Below are 18,659 nucleotides of genomic sequence, written 5' to 3'. Positions count from 1 at the left end.
ATTAGCTCTCCTTTTTTATTCAGCTGTATAATTCATTGTGCCAGTTAAAGTTTTAAATTTTCCTTTTTTCATTTTAGAACGGACTTTTTTCATACTTTTTTGAATTGTCTTTTCCATTTTTTTTCGTTGCTTGTTCAATTCTTCATCGCTAAACTTTTTGGCATCTTTCTTTGCTAGTAATTTGTTTATTCTCTTTATCTGTTTTTTGCTGTTAAAATCTACAATTTTAAATTTAGCACCAGCAGAGAATGCTCCCATTACTGCATTGGTTTCAACCAAATAAATTTTATTAGGTTCTAAAGTTGCTTCTAAAACATCAATATTTTCCGCTTTAATCCAAAAATAAGTTTTACCAGGATCACATTCATATCTTATGTAGTTTCTACCTTTGAATCGACCTAAGTATTCTCCATTGTTAAAGTATCTAATATTCATTAAAGCTCCTAAAGAGGTTGTTCTTAAAAAATAAATTACAGATTTGCCTTCTTGAGGAGGTGTAATTTTATCACTTTTTATTTGAGAGTAAGAGTAAAGGGAAGTAATTAATGCAATTAAAAGCAAGATGTTTTTTTTCATGGTTATGTATGTTGATTTCTTCAAATATAGAAAAATAAAAAAAGCTGCCAATTGGCAGCTTTTAGTTTGTAAGTTGTTTGGTTATTAGTTTTTTAACCAAGCGTTTCTTAAAGTTACTTTAGCATTGTTGGCAGGTAACTCTTCTAACACTAAGCTAGAACTTTCGTAAGTTGGCTGTACAAAGTCTCCTTCTAATTTCAATATTTTTCCATCTCTAGAAACTTCTAAAGCTATTTTATCTCCAGCTTTCCATTGCATTGTTTGTCCTATTACTGGGCGAATATTTGCTAATGATACTTTTTCTCCGTTTACAGCTTCTAAGATATCTCCTGCTTTTACCCCTAAAGCAGTTAAAGCAGAGTTAGTTCTTGAAGTGAAAAATATTTTTTTGTCTTTATTTACTGAAATAAAAGGTTGCCCTTTAGCATCAATAAAGTATGCAGAGTTCATAGTTTTTGTAGCTTTTTTTACACCTACTTTATCTAAATATTTAGTATAATCGATTGGAGTAGCTCCTTCTACGTGATTAGCAAAGAACGCACCAATTTTAGGGTTTGTCATCTTTACAATTTCAGCAATAATCTCATCATCTTTAAAAGGTTTGTGTTGTCCGTACTTGTTAGATAAATCTCTCATTAAGTCACGTAAACCATATTTACCATCAGTTTCTTCACGTAAAATAATATCTAAACACATTCCAATTAATGCTCCTTTCATGTATACATTAGAGTAATTCGCAGCATATTCTTTATCTAAAATATTTTTACTCATTTTAGTAAAAGACATATCATCTTTAAAGTGTTTAGAAGTAGCAATCTTACCTTGCATTTTAGATATGAATTCTTGTGGTGTAATTAATCCTTGATTTACTTGGAATAAATTAGCGAAGTATTCAGTAATACCTTCATACATCCATAAGTGTTTAGACATATTAGGTTCATTAAAGTTGAAATTATGAATTTCTTCTGAGTGTACAGATAATGGAGATACAATATGGAAGAATTCATGAGAAATAGTTCCATTAATCATACCATCTGCTAATTGTTCTTTAGAGTAAGTTTCAGGATATACAACAGTAGTTGAAGAAAGGTGTTCTAAAGCTCCAAAACTACTCCAGTTATAAACTTTAGGGTCAAATAAATATAATAAAATATTATATTCTTTAGTTGTTTTAAACCCTTTTAAAAAGTTACTTTGTGCTTGCACCATTTTCTTTAAATCTGCTTCCATATCTTTTGCGGAATGCACATTGTTAGGAGAGTAAACAGCTAAAGTAACGTCAATACCATCTACATTAAAACTAATTGAGTTTAACGGAGCATACATAATAGGGTTGTCTGATATTTCATCATATCTAGAAGCAACAAAAACATCCTTAGTATTATCTTCTTTAGTAGTGTTTTTATTAATTAAAGAAGAAGTTTCATATAAGTTTGATGGGTGTACAACAGTAATTTGGTAAGGAGTTTCTTTTTTTCCTTTGAAATACCCAACAAAACCAGGAAGGTTTATAAAAAAGTTTTTGTCTTTTTCAATATTAGTTCCAGCCATTACGTAAATTCCATGCTTTACTTCAGAATCGAAAGTGTCATCTACCCAATAAGATAACTTATCCATTTTGGTAGCGTTATCAATTTGCCATGAATTTTGATCTAATTGTTTTACTGTTAATTCATTTCCATCATAATCAAATGCCTTGAAATTTGTAGCAAATTGTCCATAGTTACTCATGGCATATGTACCAGGAACTATAGCTGGAATTTGATATACAACAGTTGATTCTTTTATTTTTTGTGGATTTATTTCTACTTTAACTCTATCGTCTACTACATTGGTAATGTCAATCGTAGTTTCTATTAAAGGCTTACTTTCTGCAAGCTTTTTTGTTGACGAACAGCTAGCTAACAGTGCTAATGAAGCTATTCCTAATATGATTTTTTTCATGATTGTATTTTGTTATAGTTGATAAGTATCTACAAAAGACGTTATGTTACAGTTTTTGTTACTTATTTAACATCTTTTTATGATATGTAATATCGATTAAAACATCGTACCTTTGCAACGGCATGAGAATTAGACGAGTTTCAGATTGGTTACCTACTACAAATAAGGAGGTTAAGTTAAGAGGATGGGAAGAATTAGATGTAATTCTTTTTAGTGGAGATGCATATGTAGATCATCCATCATTTGGTCCTGCAGTAATTGGACGTATATTAGAGAGTTACGGGTTAAAGGTAGCAATTGTACCACAACCTAGTGTACACGATAATTTACAAGATTTTGAAAAATTAGGAGTTCCTAGATTATTTTTCGCAGTTACTGGTGGATGTATGGACCCAATGGTTAGTAATTATACGGCTAGTAAACGTAGAAGAGATAAAGATGCGTATACTCCAAATGGAGATAAAGGTTTTAGACCTGATTATGCTACTTCTGTATATTCTAAAATTTTAAAAGAAAAGTTTCCTGATGTACCTGTATTGATTGGAGGTATAGAAGCTTCGTTACGTCGTGTAACTCATTATGACTACTGGTCTGATAAATTATTACCAACTATTTTAGAAACTTCTAAGGCAGATATGTTGGTGTATGGAATGGGGGAACAACCTTTGCGTGAAATAGTAGAGCTATTACAAAAAGGAGTGCCGTTTTCTAGTTTAAGAACTATTAAACAAACAGCAGTTCTTATTGAAGAAGGAGAGAAAATACCAAAAAACAAGAATTGGAAAGATGTAGAAATAAATTCTCATGAACTTTGTTTGAAAGATAAAAAGGCATATGCTTCTAACTTTAAAGTAATAGAGCAGGAGTCTAATAAATTATATGCACGTCGCATTTTTCAACAAGTTGGAGAAAAAAAGCTGATGATTAATCCGCCATATCCAACAATGACTGAAGAAGAAATTGATGCTTCTTTCGACTTGCCATTTACTCGTTTACCACATCCAAAGTATAATAAACGTGGACCTATTCCTGCGTTTGAAATGATTAAGTTTTCTATAAATATTCACCGAGGGTGTTTTGGGGGATGTAGTTTTTGTACGATCTCTGCACATCAAGGAAAGTTTATAGCAAGTAGAAGTCAAGAATCTGTATTAAAAGAAGTAGATGCAGTTACTAAGATGGATGATTTTAAAGGTTATTTATCTGATATTGGTGGACCTTCTGCAAACATGTATAAGATGAAAGGTAAAATACAGTCTATTTGCGATAAGTGTGTGGCACCTTCTTGTATTTCGCCAGTTATATGTAGTAATTTAGATACTTCACACAAACCATTAACAAAATTATATCAGGCGGTAGATGCACATCCAAAAGTGAAAAAATCATTTATAGGAAGTGGTATTCGACATGATATGTTAGTGCCTGAGTTTAATAAAAATGCAGATCCGAAAGAGTTAGATGCTTATACGGAAGAGGTAATGACGAATCATGTTTCTGGACGTTTAAAAGTAGCTCCTGAACATACTTCTGATCCTGTTTTAAAATTAATGCGTAAACCATCATTTAAATATTTTCATTTATTTAAAAATAGGTTCGATCGTATTAACATAAAGAAGCGATTAAAACTTCAACTAATACCTTATTTCATATCTAGTCACCCAGCATGTGAAGCTGAAGATATGGCAAATTTAGCTGCAGAAACCAAAGATATGGGATTTCAGTTAGAGCAAGTGCAAGGATTTACTCCAACTCCTATGACAGTTGCGACGGTAATTTATTATAGTGGATATCACCCATATACTTTAAAAGAAGTAAAAACTCCCAAAACAAAAAAGGAGAAAGAAGATCAACACAAGTTTTTCTTTTGGTATAAAAAGGAAAATCGTAAGTGGATTAAAGACACTTTAACTAAGGTTGGACGTAATGATTTATTGAAAAAATTATTACCTGAGGATACTTCTTGGAGAAAAAATAAAGCTGGTAAAACTAGAAATACCTTTGATGATGCTGTCACAACTTTTAATCCTAAATCTAGAAATTCTAGGAATAAATCGAAAGGCAACAAAGGAAAAGGCTTTAAAAAGAGAAGAAGGTAAATAATTGATATTATAGATTTTTATAACAAGCTTTAAACAACTATATTTAGAGCAAATTTGTTATGAAAATGCGATATATTTTACTTTCATTACTATTAATTTCTAATGTTACTTTTAGTCAGGATAAAAATAAAACTGATTCCAATCCCTGGATTTTAAAACAACTTTTAAGTCAAGGACTTTCAGATCAGAAAGAAGGTAAGCATGAAAGAGCTATTAAAGATTTTAGTATTGCTTTAAAAATACCAGATCTTAAAAATATCTACACTGAGGAGTATGCTAATTTTTTAGAAGGCTATGCTGTAAGTAGTTTAGCTTTAGGGAAAACAAAAGGACTTTTAAAAAAGTATGAAGAAGTTTTAAGAGTTAGAGAAAAGTTGAATGATGCTAGAGGGTTAAGTTCTATACATCTAAATATCAGTGATTATTATCAGAAAACAAATAATTATAGTTTAGCTGATAAATATGCAAAGAAAGCCTTTGATTATGCTGTTGATTTAGAGGATAAGAGTGTTAAGTTTAAAATTATAGAAAAGGTTTTAAATTTAAACTCAAATAAAGGATCTAAAGAGTATTTAAAAAAATATATCAATTTAAAGGATGAGTTGGTAGAAGAAAAAGCTGAAATTACCAATAAAGCAGATAGGTATAACCATTTAAGTACTAAAAAAGATAAAGAAATTTCTCTTTTAAAAACTGAAAAAATAAATCTTCAGAATGAAGTTTCAAGTCAAGAAAATATTAGTTTAAAACTTGGATTCTTAAGTTTATTTATATTGATAGTTGGAATTATATGTTTGGTTATCCAACAAAGGAAAAAGAATAATATAGTTTTAGCTAATAATGAAAAAACTAAGTTATCTCATGAGCTTCATAATACTCTATCAAACAAATTATTTAAAGCTAGAGAAAGTTTAAGTTCAATGCATGTGCACGTTGAAACTAAAGAGTTGAATAAATATTCATTTTATATAAGAGAGCTTGAAAATATAGAAAAAGAAATTAAAAATTTTTCTCATAAAATTGAGTGAATAATGTATAAAAAAAGGTTGGAATATTTTCCAACCTTTTTTAATGTTATATAGTTGCTAATTCATTTGTGAAGTTTTGTACTCTTTCTCTAATATTACTTAACTTTTCATCAATAATTAATTCTCCATCTCTAAAAACTTCCCTTAATTCTCCTTGTTGTTCTTCTTCCCAAGTTACTTGATCATATAATTTGTATTCTCCGTTTTCTAAAGTTATTTTTAATAAACCTTTGGCAGATTTTTTAGTACCATCATCAGTAATTGGATCTTTAAAAATCTCTCTACCTATTCCATCAACTTCCCCATAAGTAGCTTTCATAGCAAATCCAAAAGTATCTCTAGTATTGTATTGGTATGTAAAAGAACCAATTCCTAATACTATGTTGGTAGAAGCAAAGCCTTTTTGCTTTAAACGTTCGCTAATTTGTGTAGCTCTTTCAATAGTTATACTGTCACCGTAAATAGCTCCAATATGGCTGTCTAACTCTTTATATCCTTTTTCGTTAGTTATACCACCAAAAGTTTCCCAAAGTAGTTCTATCACGCCTTTTTGTTCTTTTTTAGTTTTTCCATTCGGATTTCCACAAATAATGTCAACAGGATCTCCACTATCTGGTCTTATAACTACTTTTCCATCACGAGCAAGTACTTCTTCTTTTAAGTTAGGTAAATATTCAGTAAGAACTTTCCATAGGTCCCAAGTATCAGAAACTATTGAAACAATTCCATTTGGATATACATCAGTAATTAGTCGTTTAAAGGTTTCTTGTTCTCTATCATTTGTTCCCATACACATTACAGAGTGTTCTGTAGCAGCAACGGTACCTCCAATTAATTCTTCGTCAGCATTAGCATTGTAATAAGTTTCTAAGAAATCTATAGCAGGAATGGTATCAGTTCCAGTAAAACTAAGTAAATGACCAGCTGCACTTAATTCAGCAGCTTCTAACCCAGCCATACCTCTCATAGAAAAATCATGACCTTGCCAGTCTACAAATTCAGGAGTTGAAGAAGTCTCCTGTGCATATTGATCTAAAATTTTTCTGTATTGTTTAGCAATTGTTGCAGAGTTGCATGGTAACCAGACTGTAGTAGATAAAAGTGTTTCAAAATAATTGGTTAACCAAAAAAAGTCTGGCAAAGTATTGTACATGGTAAACATTGGTACTCTTATTGGTACTTCTGTACCTTCAGGTAATGCTTTTATAACCATTGGGATGTAGCCTAAATCGTGTAGGTTTTCAATATGTTTAATACCTACTTGGTTTTCTCCTAAATAGTTATTGATGCGTCTGCTATATTGTTTACAAACTTCTTCTTTAGGCTTATTGAAAAAATTTGTTTGAAAGTCTTGAAGAATATATTTTTTGATGAAGTATTGTAGTCCGAAGAAAACTACTTTTTCAATCCCATTGATTCTACTTTTTCTTGGTGTCCAGTTTGAATATACTAGTGTTGTTTGATTAGGATATTGCCTTCTGTGATCTACTTTATAACCGTCTGTATATAATAATGGATTCATAGTAAATAATTTAATTTGCGTCAAAATTACGCAAATTAAATTATTCCTACAAAATTTTAAGATTTATTTCTTCCAATTTCATCAGGGTATAAATCTTTTACGGGTTGACTTTGCCAAAATTCTTTGGTGTCAATATCCATAATTGTTAGTGAACCAGTAAATGCAGCACCTGTATCTAAATTCCATATGTTAATAGCATTTATTGGAAGTGTACTACTATAACGAGTTGTAGGTGTATGTCCAATGAATATTTCGTCATAATGTTTTAACCTATTTGGATATAATTCTGAATTTTTTTCTATTCTTTTATCCATGGTGATTGCCATTTCCCATAATGTTCTATCAAAATAATAGTTCATTTTGAAAGTCTCTTTTTCTATACCATGCATAGAAGTAAATCCAGCATGAACAAATAACCTGTTTTTAGTATCTAAATAATACGGAAGCATTTGCTGAAAAAAAGTTATATGTTTTTGTTTTTCTTCTTCTGAAAAATGCAAATAACTTTCTTTAGTTTCATTACCTCCGTGCATTTCCCAAACGGCTTCGCCTTTTCCTGTTCTTAACCAATCTTCACACCATAAATCGTGATTTCCTTTTACAAATACACATTGATGCGTTTTTGATAGTTCTATTAAAAATTCAATTACCTGAGCAGATTCACTCCAGCCATCAACATAATCTCCTAAGAAAATTAAAGTATCTTTTGTAGTTACATTGGCTTTAACTAGTACTTGTTGCAAAGCTTTTAATCCCCCATGAATATCTCCTATTGCAAATGTTCTCATTAGTTTTAATTTTTAAACTGAATAAAATGCGATGGTACATTGTCTGTTAACCAAACCCCATTATCAGAAATATAAAATTTATAACCTTTCTGATACATTTCAGCACTATTAACGGTTAAAATTATAGCTTTTCCTCTTCTGCTTGCAACTTTTATAGCTGTTTCTTTATCTATGCTTAAATGAACATGTTGTCTGTTCATTTTTTGTAAACCAATTTCTTTTATAGATGAAATGAATTTGGATACTGTTCCATGATATAAAAATGGAGGAGGAGTTTGTGTTTCGGTTAAAACTTCCACATTTTTAATTGAATGTCCCTGACTAGCTCTTATTTTAGTTTTGTCATCATTAAAAGAAAAACGTTTTTTATCATTTGTCATAACAACATAATCTAAATTTTCCCTTGTAAATGAAGTTCCTGATTTTTTTGATTTAATAAGAAGTTCATCAACTAATGCCCAGCCATTCTTATCTAATGTTAAACCTATTTTTTCTGGTTTATGTCTTAATAATAAGCTTAAAAATTTACTAATTCTTTTAGTGTCTTTTTCATTCATGATTGTTTAACTTTCATAACCATACTTTTTTGCAAATTGTTCACTTAGCTTGTAGATATCTTCTTTTCTAGCTAAACAATTAATCCAGTCTTCTGGAATATTATTTAAACCATAATACATACCAGCTATTGCTCCTACTACGGTTGCTGTTGTGTCTGTGTCATCTCCTAAATTAACTGCTTTTAAAACAGCGTCACTATAATTTGTACTATTTAATAAACACCATATGGAAGCTTCTAAAGTATCTATAACATATCCGCCAGAGTTTATTTCTTCCTCGGTTAACTCTTTTAAATTATTGTTCAGTACTCTTTTGAAAACATCAATTTCCTTTTGAGAACATATGGGATTGTTCTTTAGAAATGTGTTTATTTTTTCTTTAGTGTTTTTGTATGCTGTTGTCAATTCATTTTTATTTAAAAGTTCAATAAAAAACTCTAAATAAATAAAGCAACAAATTATTGATCGTATATGTCCATGAGTTGTTTGTGATACTTCTTTTATTACATCAAATCTTTTTTCTAAAGGAAAGTCCTTAATATAAAAAGCAAGTGGACTAATTCGCATTAGTGAACCATTACCGTTATCATATTCTGTATTTCCTCCACATAAGCTTGGAGGTGTGCCTCTTAAATATGCTTGTATAGCTTTTCTTGTTGTGTTACCAATATCGAAAACAAAGCCATGTGGAGTCCAAATTTTTTCATGATACCATAAAGCGGATTTTTTAGCAATATCATTAATGTCATATTTTTTACATAAACTTTCAGCCAGACAAAAAGTAAGAGAGCTATCGTCTGACCAAGTACCTTTGGGTTGATGATGACTTCCATAAGACATCATATCTGTTACTGGACTTTCTTTTAAAACTTTCCTACTTTTAAATTCAACTGGTACTCCTAGTGCATCAGCCACAGCCAATCCAATAAATGTTGATTGAATAATGTTATTTTTCATAGTTATTCATTTCAAGCATTAATCTTTGGTTTACCTCATTATCATATGATAAATAAGGTTTCTCTGCAGGAACAATCAATTTATCTAAATCATTGTTTAAAACATGCTGGTATTGTTCTTTTACAAAATCAGAAATGTCTTCAATTTCTATAATATCCTCAGTAGCATATTGAATAATTTCTTCATTTCTAATACCAAGTTGTATAGCTCTTCGTTCTAGCTTATTACCATAAGGATCGTGATCGGGATCCCACTGTAATCTTATTGAAGATTTTTTTACTTCTTCTTGCCATTTGTCCCAACTTTCGTATAAGTTTTCTTTAAAGCTAGAATATACAGCTTTACTTAAATAGCGTTCAAAAGCTTCTCGTTTTATATGTATAGCTAGTACTACTTCTTGTCCTTCTTTAGTCCCCCAACCATTTCGATACATCATCCATAAAAAGTTGGGTTTTATCCAAGTCATTCTTGTGTATTTAAAAGGGCCTCCGAAGTATTGGTTCTTCATAGCAAAATTCCCAATGGCTGGTCGATACGATTGATAAACAATCACTTTTTCATCATCATATTGTGCCATAATATGATGTCCTTCATGAGGCCACTTTTTTAATTGTTCTTTATATAGCTCTTTTTTTAGTTTCATCTTAATATCTCTTTCAGTTCAATTTGTTCACAATTTTTATGTGCAATAGTTTTAAAACTATCAGTTGTATATATTTTGGTAAATACTTTTTCTAAATCTTCAAATCCTCTGCTGAAAATTCCATGACTTACCGCTAAATATAAGTTTCCTGCATTTTTAGCCTTTAGCTCTTGTGCCAATCCTAAAAAGGTTCCGCCTCCATCGCAAATATCATCTACTACTAAACAATCTTTACCTTTTAAGTCTTCTGCATATACTTTGAATCCTGTTAATTCTCCTGTTCTAACATTTCTGCTTTTTGACCCTTCTATAACTTCATACTTCTGTAAATGAGCAGCTACTTTATAAATTTTCTTTAAAGCTCCACCATCAGGTGATATTAATAATAAATCATCTGGGAGTTGCTGCGTTATTTGTCTAATAAAAGCATGATTGTCTATTACTTTACAATTGTTTAATACTGCTGGTGCTACCTCTGAATGTGGATCGAATATAGTAACGGATTCATAGTTTTGTGCATTGATAATATCAGCATATACTTTTACAGATAAAGGTTCGCCAGTTTGCATTAATCTATCCTGTCTTGCTGCTGGAAAATAAGGAAGTAGTACTTTAATTTTTTTTACATCCATATTTTTTAGTGCATTGGTAGCTAACAATAGTATACCTAAATCATTAAAAGATTGGATACGATGAGTTATAGTTACTTCCGAAACACCTTTTAAATCTGTTATGATTTTAATATGCGGTTCTCCTCCAGAGAAAGTAAAATAATTGTATTCTATGGTATTTGTAGTTCCGTATGGAGAAAAATGTTTGTCTAAATTTAAAATCATATTGCGTATTTTTGACGCAAATATAAAAAACATTTATAGTTGTAAAAAAAGTTTTTGTGTTTTTTTTACGCAAACTTTATTTCGAAATGGAAACCACTTTCTTGTAGCTCTTTATATTTTTGAGCATTGAACTTAAAAAGCTTGGCAGGTCTACCGCTAGAAGGTTGGTGAATTTTATCGGTTTCTGTTAAAATACCAAAGCTTAAAATCTTTTTTCTGAAGTTTCTACGGTCTATTTTTCTATTTAAAATAGTTTGATACAAATGTTCTAGGTCTGAAAAAGGGAATTCTTTCTTTAATAACTCAAAGCCTATGGGCTGGTAGTTAATTTTACTTTGCAATCGTTTTAAAGCAATGCTTAGAATTTTATCATGATCAAAAGCTAGTTCAGGTAATTCATTTATAGAAAACCATTGTACTTCATCGGCATCAGTATCGGCACTAATTTTAAAGTTATTCGGCCTAACCAAAGCAAAGTAGGTTACTGATACAACTCTATTTCTTGGATCTCTTCCAGGTGTACCAAAAGTGTATAATTGTTCTAGGTAATCAATAGTAACTCCAGTTTCTTCTTGTAATTCTCTTTGAACTGCATCTTCTAGTGATTCGTTTTCTAAAACTAAACCTCCAGGAAGTGCCCAGCTACCTTTATAAGGATTAACACCTCTTTTGATTAATAATACTGAAAGCTCTTTTTGTTCGTAACCAAAAACAACAGCATCTACAGCAACTTTGATATTTTGTGGAATCTTCATTTAGTGTTGTATTTACACAAAACTACAAAAACTTTAGATAAATTATATCCAAGATTTAAGGAGAAAAGGGAAGGAGTATGAAAGTCTTTTTTAGAAGTCTAGGTTAGTTAGTCAGCATTGTCTTCAAGTCTCAATTCTTTCCATTTGTAATTACCTTTATTCATAATGGCTTGGTATTCCTTATGAATCTCATTTATCATTTCTGGATTATTTTTATCGTCTTCACTTAAAAGTCTCAATTTTAGTAAAAGTGCTTTTAAATTATTTTTTGAATCTCCATAATAAACCCATAATTGTTTGTGGTTGTAAAAGCCATCCCATGCAGCAAGTACGGTACTAAATGCGCTGAAAAATAGTGTAACAACTTTTAATGTAGAACTCCATTCTTTAGGAATGTCTCCTCCAATGGCAACTAGAAAGGTAACCAATGCTGAAGATATTGAAATACCAATGTAAATTCTGAATGATTTTTTCTTGTTTTGGATGCTTGAATTTGAGGTTTTTTCTATCATTTTTGAAATTTCTTCTTGCAAAATTTCAAACTTGCTTAGAGGAGTTTTATTCATAGTTGGTTGAATCTTTTTTCAAACATATTTAAAAAAAGAAAAACCACAAAATAAAATAGCTAATGACAGATTTTACAATCCTCTTTATCTTGAATCTCACCTACTAATTTTCCATCTTCATTTAATACAAAGCCACAACAATCCATAAAGCCTTTTGCTATTAATTTACGAGCTCGTTGTATTTGCGATTTGGTTGTTGGTAAACTTTGTTTCAAAGTGTCTGCTACTTCTTGTTGTTTTAAACCTTTTATATCTGATAGAAATAAAGGGTCTCTATACTTTTTAGGTAAACTTTTTAAAATACCTTGCAAGCAATCTTTTTCGGTATGGGGGCTTTCTTCTATTTCGGTTTCAGTTTCAAAATTGGCTAACTCAAATGTTTGATTAGTGCTCTTAAAATAATCCATCATAGAATTTCTAGCAATTGTAAAAATCCAAGGTTTTAACTTTGTTAAATCTTTTAAAGTGTGCAATTTGGTATGGACTTTAATAAAAGTATCTTGTAAAAGATCGTCAGTAACTGTTGTGTCTTTTACTTTACTTAGGATGAAAAACTTTACATCTTCGGCATATTTTGTCCAAACTTGATTTGTAGTCATACTATAAATTTACGAAAAATGTTATTACGAAGTTTAATACGATTTTTAAACTTCGTAATAACAGTCATTATTGTTGTTTAGCAGTTGCAATTATTACATGTGCAATTTACGCATGTGCAGTTTACACAACTTCCTGTTTTACATCCTTCGCAATTACAAGTACACTGATTTTTATATTTCATAATTATTGTTTTTTAAGTTCATATAGTAGACTTTTAATTATTTAAAAAGATGCATTTATGATGAAAAATATTTTTGTAATTCTTTTCTAACAGGAATAGGTTTTATTGGAGAAATATTTGCGCCTCCAGTATTTCCTTTTGGTACCCAGATGTTTGTAAAGAAAATTGATGCAATAATTCGAGTAAACTGCCCTAATATTTCCTTTAAATTTTTGGTTTTAATTCCAAAAACTAACATTTTATAATGCGATAAAGTATGGCGAAATAAATGTTTTTGTCCCAATATATGAGCATTTTCTAAATGATAAAAAGACACTTTAAAACTATTGTTTTTAAGTGCCTTTTTAGATAATGTTAATTGACGATAAAATTCTTGTCTTCGTTGTGTTTTAGTCATGATTTTTAACAATCAGACTTATTTTTATATGGAAAGATGCATTTTTAGTTTACTTTCTCTCCGTTTACATAAGTAGCAATAACTTTTGTATTTGGTATTTTACTTCCATCTACTGTCATAATATCGTTTTCTAGAATGATAAAATCCGCTACTTTTCCTACTTCAATACTTCCTTTTTCTTTTTCTTCAAAATTTGCATAAGCATTCCATATGGTCATTCCTTTTAATGCGTCTTTTCTTGACAATGCATTATTCATTTGGTAACCTTTTTCTGGGTATCCTTTTAAATCTTTTCGAATGGTTGCTGCATAATAAGTGTATAATGGACTTACATGTTCTATAGGGAAATCTGTTCCTAGAGCAACTTTTCCGTATTCTTTTAATAAATCATTATATGCATAAGCACCTTTTATTCTTTCAGCTCCTACACGGTCTTTAGCCCAGTACATATCACTAGTCGCATGTGTTGGCTGTATAGATGGTAATACGTTTTTAAAGAAATGGAAATCCTTTAAATCTACTATTTGTGCATGTTCTATTCGCCAGCGACGATCTTGTTTATTTTTTAAAACATTATCATATGTTTTTAGCATTACATAATTAGCAGAATCACCAATAGCATGAGTATTCATTTGATATTCTGAAGCAGCAATTCGCTTTGCTAAATCTTGTAAATCGTTGTAAGAATTTACTAATGCTCCAAAATGTCCTTTTTTGTCTGAATATTCATCTTTTAAAGTAGCTCCTCTTGATCCTAAAGCTCCATCTGAATATACTTTTACAGAACGAACATTTAAGCGATCTGTTTTTACAACTCCTTTGTTTAAGTAATAATCTAGATTTTCTTTATTGTTAGAGATCATAGCGTAAATACGCATTTTTAAATCTCCTGTTTGTTGTAAACTATCAATTAATTCAATTACTTGTTTGTCTAATCCAGCATCATCAACAGTTGTTAACCCTAGATCAAAACAAATTTTTTGGGCATCTTTTAATGCTTGAATTTGTTCTCTTTTTGAAGGTTGAGGAACTTTAATAAAGTTCATAGCGTTATCAATTAAAACACCAGTTAGTTTTCCATCTTTTTGTAAGAATTCTCCTCCTTCTACTTTTGTGTCAATAGTAATTCCAGCTAAGTCAATTGCAGCTTGATTTACCAACATAGCGTGTCCGTCAATTCTACGAATGGCTACTGGAATTTTTGGGAAAAGATGATCTAATTTTTCTTTGGTAGGGAATTCTTTTACTTCCCAATCATTTTGATCCCAACCACGTCCTGTAATAAATGAAGTGTTTTTTTCTTTTTGAAATTTAACTAACTTTTGAAGTACTTCACTATAACTTTTAGTACCGACTAAGTTTACTTTTTGTTGTTGTAAACCTAATCCGTAAAAATGACAATGCGCATCAATAAACCCTGGATATACAGGTTTGTTATTTGCGTCTATAGTTTGTAAAGTAGCATATTTATCTTGAATCTCTTTGTTGCTTCCTACTGCAATAAATTTACCATCTTTTATAGCGAAGCTCTCTGCTTTATCAAAATTAGTATTTACTGTGTATGTATTAGCATTGATAACTATTACATCTGCTTTTTCTTGTTTTTTACAAGAGAATAAAACTCCTGTTAAAACTAGGGGGAATAGTATTTTTTTCATTTAGTTAGACGATGTTTGTAATAAATTTTTTCTCGAACAAATCATAATATGCACGAGAATCGTTCTTTTTATTTTGTTCAGCTTTCTTAGTTAAGTAATTGAATAAAAGGTTAAACAGGAAAATCAAAATAACTGTAATAATTAAGTTTATAAATACTTTTTTAGCAGTTAAAGATTTCTTTTTATACTCGACTTTGTGCTTTGCTTTTGTCTCAAAATATTGATTGTTCAGCTTTTTATTCATCTGAATAATTAAGGTTTCAAAGTCTCGTTATTGTATAAGTATTTATCCATTAAATATACAATACTAGTCATAGAAGCACTTCCTAATTCTAATTCACGTTTGTTTACTTTATCAAAAGTATCAGTAGCTGCATGGTGATAATCAAAGTAACGTTGAGAGTCTGGTCTGTAACCAACTAAAGTTACATGGTCATCTTTTAAAGGTCCAATATCAGCGCCGCTACCTCCTTGAGTTAAATCATGTAGGCCATAAGGTGCTAATAATTTTTTCCAACTTTGTAATAATTTTCTATTCTTTTCATTGGCATCTATTGAAAAACCTCTTGGTGTATGACCACCTGCATCAGATTCTAATGCTCCAATATGTATTTCGTTATTTTGTTTTGCTAAGCGTGCATATTCTGTAGCTCCTCTTAAACCATTTTCTTCATTCATAAAAAATACAATACGAATAGTATTTTTTGGTTTGATGTTGTTCTTTTTTAATAAATAAGCTACTTCTAACGATTGTACAACTCCTGTACCATCATCATGAGCACCTTCTCCTAAATCCCAAGAGTCTAAGTGACCTCCAATTACCATAATTTTATCAGGGTTTTCGCTTCCTTTTATTTCTCCAACTACATTATGCGAAGGAGCGTCTGGTAATGTTTTGCAACTTTGTTTAAAATAGAATTTAATATTTGGGTTTTCTTTTAAGTGCTTGCTTAAGTTTTCTGCTGCTCTTGAACTAATAGCTGCTGCTGGAATATATTCTGATTCAGGAATATCTCCGTAACCCATAGAACCTGTGTGTGGATAGTCATCAATTCCATTAGTCATTGAACGAACTATAACTCCTTTTGCTCCAAACTTACCAACAATTGATGCTCCTCCATAACGTTGTCCAACACATCCTCCGTAAGCTTTAAATGTTTGTATGTGAGTATTGTCGAAAGCTCCATTAAAGAATACGATTTTACCTTTAGCTTTGTCTCCTAATTTTTTAGCTTCTTCTGTACTTTTTACTTCAATAACTTCAGCAGTTATTCCGTTGTTAGGTGTTGCTATAGATCCTCCTAAAGCACAAATAGGTACATTTACTTCTTGTCCGTTAAAAGTATAATTTGCTACTTCTTTTTCGCCACGTACCCAATGAGGAACCATAACTGGTTGTAGCCATACTGAGTCTAAACCAACATCCTTCATTAATTGTTCACTCCAAACAACCGATTTAGCTGCTCCTTCTGAACCAGATAATCTGCTTCCGATGTTTTGAGTTAAATCACGTAGCCATTCATATGATTTACCTTCTGTTAGTGCAGTATTGAATATGTGTTTAATCTGTGCTGAGTCTATTTTTTCTTCAGCAGTTAAACCTTTTGAGATTACTATTTTTTCTTTTTTTTCTGTTTTGCAAGCAATTACAAATAGCCCAGAAATTAATAGGAGAGTTAGTTTTTTCATTTATGACACTTTTTTAAGTGCCATAAATGTAAGTTTTATATTTTAAAATATTAAAAAATTGAATCAAACTTCCAAGTTGCACCTCCCATTACTTGGAAACCTTGCACGTTAAAGTTGTTGAATCTTTGATAGCTGTTATTTAATACGTTATTAAGGTTTAGGAAAACTGAAAAAGAATCACTGAAATTATATCCTCCATTAAAGTTTACATCGAAATAACTTTTTAAATTAATTGTATTAAATGTTTGTGCTGGTAATACGTCGAACAATTTTCCTTTTCGTTCTCCAACAAAATAAAGATTTGCTCCAGCATACCATTTCTCTGTTTTGTAAGTTCCAAAGATTTCTCCTTGTATTTTAGGAGCATTCCAAGCTTCTAACTGATTTGTTAATGTAAATGAGTTGAATTGCCCATTGAATCCTACAGTTAAATTTTTAAAGCCATTGTAAGCTACTTCTCCAAAGAAGTTAAGAAGTTTTATGTCGTCATAAACAGTAGTGAAAGAGTTTCCATACTCATACCCTAAAAAACTAAAGGCATTACTTCCTGCAGTATTACTCCCATTTGATTTTGACTGATTCAATGCAAAGAATGGATTGTTCTCTATATTTGAATAACTAGCTTTGAAGTTGTAACTAAATTGTGCGTCTAGTTTTCCTTTAATACCTCCAAAAACTGAATATTTTGTATTTTTTAATAATAAGTTTTGTGTTGGTGATACGTAAGGGTTTTGCTCTACAATGGATTGATATGAAGTTATATCAACATCACCACCAGCTCCAACAAATACATTTGCAAAATCTTTTACAATAGGGTAGGATAGCTCAACATCTGGATAAATTAAAAAATTGTTCTTGTTGTTTTCTAAATCCATTGCAAAATAACTTTTAGCTCCAATTTTAATAGCTAGATTTTGTACGTTGAATTTGTATGTAGGGTGTGCGCCAACAACAAAGAAACTATGTTTTAATTGGTTTTGAGAGTCGTATGCTTTGTCAAATTTAGTTCCTAAATAACTTATAGTAGTATTTAAACTTAAGTCATTTAAGTCACGATGAATTATTTCACTTAGACGAAATTCAAAAAGTGCATTTCCGTTTATAAAGAATTCATTGCTACTCAAAGCATCTGAGAAATAGGTAATAGAACCATTTGCTTCTTTAAAATCAGTGTCGTCAAACTTAATAGTTCCAAAAACCTTAAAGTTGTTGTAAGCCTGTTCTTCTTCTATAGCACTAATAGTAGCATCTGTAAAAGTAATGTTGCCAGGCAAACCATACCAATTGTATTTATTTCGTTCTGCTTTTACACCTGCTTTCCAGTTAAAGAAACGTTCTTGTTGTGCATAAAATAAATTAAGACTAGCATTATAAAAAGTACTACTCAATCTTGTGTTTTCAACTGGGTCAGCTGACAATAAAAATTTAATATGTGCTCCGTATTCACTATTGAATCGTTCATTGCGTCTAACATATGCTTCAAGGTAAGGTGCAATTTTATTAGCCAAACCTATAGAAAAATAATTAGGATATAATCTTTCTCGTTTTCCTAAGTTAATTTTTTTCATAGTTCCACTTTTAGGTATAAAAGTAGAAGCTACTGGCACAGAAAATATTTGGTATTTTAACTCTTTCTTTTGAGTTTCTTTAGTGTGCTTAATTATTGGCTTTTGCTTTATTTTAAAAGCATCAGTAATTTTAGGGACATAAGAAGTAACTACATTAACTACTTCCGTTTTTATTATGGTGTCTTTAGCTTTTTCGGTTGTTTTTTTCTCCTGCGCATTTGCAATTAATGTTACAAATAAAACAAGGAAACCTATGTGCTTTTTCATTAATCTAATCATTGAACTTTCTTTTGTT

17 protein-coding genes are annotated in these 18,659 nt (G+C 30.6%); 2 read left to right on the top strand and 15 right to left on the bottom strand.

The features are described 5' to 3' along the window. Positions 1-15: 15 nt before the first annotated feature. Together ACOQN8_RS02345 and ACOQN8_RS02340 are read right to left on the bottom strand one after the other, a co-directional pair. Complete coding sequence (locus tag ACOQN8_RS02345) at positions 16-576, bottom strand: hypothetical protein (protein WP_420551449.1); 561 nt, start codon at positions 574-576, stop codon at positions 16-18. A gap of 84 nt (positions 577-660) precedes the next feature. Continuing rightward, on the bottom strand, positions 661-2,520 hold the full coding sequence (locus ACOQN8_RS02340; RefSeq protein WP_420551448.1) for a M61 family metallopeptidase: 1,860 nt from the start codon (positions 2,518-2,520) through the stop codon (positions 661-663). 122 nt (positions 2,521-2,642) lie between these two features. Here ACOQN8_RS02340 and ACOQN8_RS02335 point away from each other — a divergent pair, with 122 nt between their 5' ends. Both ACOQN8_RS02335 and ACOQN8_RS02330 read left to right on the top strand, forming a co-directional pair. Then, on the top strand, positions 2,643-4,616 hold the full coding sequence (locus tag ACOQN8_RS02335; RefSeq protein ID WP_420551447.1) for a YgiQ family radical SAM protein: 1,974 nt from the start codon (positions 2,643-2,645) through the stop codon (positions 4,614-4,616). A gap of 62 nt (positions 4,617-4,678) precedes the next feature. Next, positions 4,679-5,647, top strand: coding sequence for a hypothetical protein (locus ACOQN8_RS02330; RefSeq protein WP_420551446.1), 969 nt, complete (start codon positions 4,679-4,681; stop codon positions 5,645-5,647). A 46-nt stretch (positions 5,648-5,693) separates the two neighbouring features. On the opposite strand, the gene ACOQN8_RS02325 is transcribed toward ACOQN8_RS02330, so the two are convergent. From ACOQN8_RS02325 to ACOQN8_RS02265, 13 genes are all read right to left on the bottom strand, one after another. After that, on the bottom strand, positions 5,694-7,169 hold the full coding sequence (locus ACOQN8_RS02325) for a nicotinate phosphoribosyltransferase (protein WP_420551445.1): 1,476 nt from the start codon (positions 7,167-7,169) through the stop codon (positions 5,694-5,696). Positions 7,170-7,225: 56 nt separating this feature from the next. After that, the gene (locus ACOQN8_RS02320) at positions 7,226-7,957 is read right to left on the bottom strand and encodes a metallophosphoesterase (protein WP_420551444.1); all 732 of its coding nucleotides are present in this window, start codon (positions 7,955-7,957) and stop codon (positions 7,226-7,228) included. 5 nt (positions 7,958-7,962) lie between these two features. After that, entirely contained in the window at positions 7,963-8,514 is a 552-nt protein-coding gene (locus ACOQN8_RS02315; RefSeq protein ID WP_420551443.1) for an RNA 2'-phosphotransferase, read from the bottom strand. Positions 8,515-8,520: 6 nt separating this feature from the next. Next, positions 8,521-9,471, bottom strand: coding sequence for an ADP-ribosylglycohydrolase family protein (locus ACOQN8_RS02310; RefSeq protein WP_420551442.1), 951 nt, complete (start codon positions 9,469-9,471; stop codon positions 8,521-8,523). Continuing rightward, complete coding sequence (locus ACOQN8_RS02305; RefSeq protein ID WP_420551441.1) at positions 9,461-10,114, bottom strand: DUF4291 domain-containing protein; 654 nt, start codon at positions 10,112-10,114, stop codon at positions 9,461-9,463. Before ACOQN8_RS02305 ends, ACOQN8_RS02310 begins: the two co-directional genes overlap by 11 nt. Further along, positions 10,111-10,950 carry a ribose-phosphate diphosphokinase gene (gene prs / locus ACOQN8_RS02300; protein WP_420551440.1) on the bottom strand — a complete coding sequence of 280 codons (840 nt, stop codon included), beginning with the start codon at positions 10,948-10,950 and terminating at the stop codon, positions 10,111-10,113. Before prs ends, ACOQN8_RS02305 begins: the two co-directional genes overlap by 4 nt. A 65-nt stretch (positions 10,951-11,015) precedes the next feature. Next, on the bottom strand, positions 11,016-11,705 hold the full coding sequence (locus ACOQN8_RS02295) for an NUDIX domain-containing protein (RefSeq protein WP_235273307.1): 690 nt from the start codon (positions 11,703-11,705) through the stop codon (positions 11,016-11,018). A gap of 107 nt (positions 11,706-11,812) precedes the next feature. Next, positions 11,813-12,271 carry an SLATT domain-containing protein gene (locus tag ACOQN8_RS02290; RefSeq protein ID WP_420551439.1) on the bottom strand — a complete coding sequence of 153 codons (459 nt, stop codon included), beginning with the start codon at positions 12,269-12,271 and terminating at the stop codon, positions 11,813-11,815. 59 nt (positions 12,272-12,330) lie between these two features. Further along, a complete protein-coding gene (locus tag ACOQN8_RS02285; RefSeq protein WP_420551438.1) occupies positions 12,331-12,870 on the bottom strand; it encodes a sigma-70 family RNA polymerase sigma factor in 540 nt (179 codons plus the stop codon). 237 nt (positions 12,871-13,107) lie between these two features. Beyond that, on the bottom strand, positions 13,108-13,449 hold the full coding sequence (locus ACOQN8_RS02280; protein ID WP_420551437.1) for a DUF3703 domain-containing protein: 342 nt from the start codon (positions 13,447-13,449) through the stop codon (positions 13,108-13,110). Between the two features lie 44 nt (positions 13,450-13,493). Then, entirely contained in the window at positions 13,494-15,107 is a 1,614-nt protein-coding gene (locus ACOQN8_RS02275; protein ID WP_420551436.1) for an amidohydrolase, read from the bottom strand. 252 nt (positions 15,108-15,359) lie between these two features. Beyond that, entirely contained in the window at positions 15,360-16,796 is a 1,437-nt protein-coding gene (locus ACOQN8_RS02270; RefSeq protein ID WP_420551435.1) for a M20/M25/M40 family metallo-hydrolase, read from the bottom strand. Between the two features lie 50 nt (positions 16,797-16,846). Further along, positions 16,847-18,631: a hypothetical protein gene (locus ACOQN8_RS02265; protein ID WP_420551434.1), complete on the bottom strand. Its 1,785-nt coding sequence runs from the start codon at positions 18,629-18,631 to the stop codon at positions 16,847-16,849. Positions 18,632-18,659 lie beyond the last annotated feature (28 nt).

It is taken from the genome of Tenacibaculum aiptasiae, from assembly GCF_965221665.1.
Taxonomy (GTDB): Bacteria; Bacteroidota; Bacteroidia; order Flavobacteriales; family Flavobacteriaceae; genus Polaribacter; species Polaribacter aiptasiae.
The sequence above is the reverse complement of the archived record's forward strand: the minus strand, read 5'-3'. Positions and strand labels throughout refer to the sequence as shown.

What these genes read in the sequence shown, in the direction of transcription:
- ACOQN8_RS02345 (WP_420551449.1), bottom strand. Translation starts at nt 576, where the DNA reads ATGAAAAAAAACATCTTGCTTTTAATTGCATTAATTACTTCCCTTTAC.
- ACOQN8_RS02340 (WP_420551448.1), bottom strand. Translation starts at nt 2,520, where the DNA reads ATGAAAAAAATCATATTAGGAATAGCTTCATTAGCACTGTTAGCTAGC.
- ACOQN8_RS02335 (WP_420551447.1), top strand. Translation starts at nt 2,643, where the DNA reads ATGAGAATTAGACGAGTTTCAGATTGGTTACCTACTACAAATAAGGAG.
- ACOQN8_RS02330 (WP_420551446.1), top strand. Translation starts at nt 4,679, where the DNA reads ATGAAAATGCGATATATTTTACTTTCATTACTATTAATTTCTAATGTT.
- ACOQN8_RS02325 (WP_420551445.1), bottom strand. Translation starts at nt 7,169, where the DNA reads ATGAATCCATTATTATATACAGACGGTTATAAAGTAGATCACAGAAGG.
- ACOQN8_RS02320 (WP_420551444.1), bottom strand. Translation starts at nt 7,957, where the DNA reads ATGAGAACATTTGCAATAGGAGATATTCATGGGGGATTAAAAGCTTTG.
- ACOQN8_RS02315 (WP_420551443.1), bottom strand. Translation starts at nt 8,514, where the DNA reads ATGAATGAAAAAGACACTAAAAGAATTAGTAAATTTTTAAGCTTATTA.
- ACOQN8_RS02310 (WP_420551442.1), bottom strand. Translation starts at nt 9,471, where the DNA reads ATGAAAAATAACATTATTCAATCAACATTTATTGGATTGGCTGTGGCT.
- ACOQN8_RS02305 (WP_420551441.1), bottom strand. Translation starts at nt 10,114, where the DNA reads ATGAAACTAAAAAAAGAGCTATATAAAGAACAATTAAAAAAGTGGCCT.
- prs (WP_420551440.1), bottom strand. Translation starts at nt 10,950, where the DNA reads ATGATTTTAAATTTAGACAAACATTTTTCTCCATACGGAACTACAAAT.
- ACOQN8_RS02295 (WP_235273307.1), bottom strand. Translation starts at nt 11,705, where the DNA reads ATGAAGATTCCACAAAATATCAAAGTTGCTGTAGATGCTGTTGTTTTT.
- ACOQN8_RS02290 (WP_420551439.1), bottom strand. Translation starts at nt 12,271, where the DNA reads ATGAATAAAACTCCTCTAAGCAAGTTTGAAATTTTGCAAGAAGAAATT.
- ACOQN8_RS02285 (WP_420551438.1), bottom strand. Translation starts at nt 12,870, where the DNA reads ATGACTACAAATCAAGTTTGGACAAAATATGCCGAAGATGTAAAGTTT.
- ACOQN8_RS02280 (WP_420551437.1), bottom strand. Translation starts at nt 13,449, where the DNA reads ATGACTAAAACACAACGAAGACAAGAATTTTATCGTCAATTAACATTA.
- ACOQN8_RS02275 (WP_420551436.1), bottom strand. Translation starts at nt 15,107, where the DNA reads ATGAAAAAAATACTATTCCCCCTAGTTTTAACAGGAGTTTTATTCTCT.
- ACOQN8_RS02270 (WP_420551435.1), bottom strand. Translation starts at nt 16,796, where the DNA reads ATGAAAAAACTAACTCTCCTATTAATTTCTGGGCTATTTGTAATTGCT.
- ACOQN8_RS02265 (WP_420551434.1), bottom strand. Translation starts at nt 18,631, where the DNA reads ATGAAAAAGCACATAGGTTTCCTTGTTTTATTTGTAACATTAATTGCA.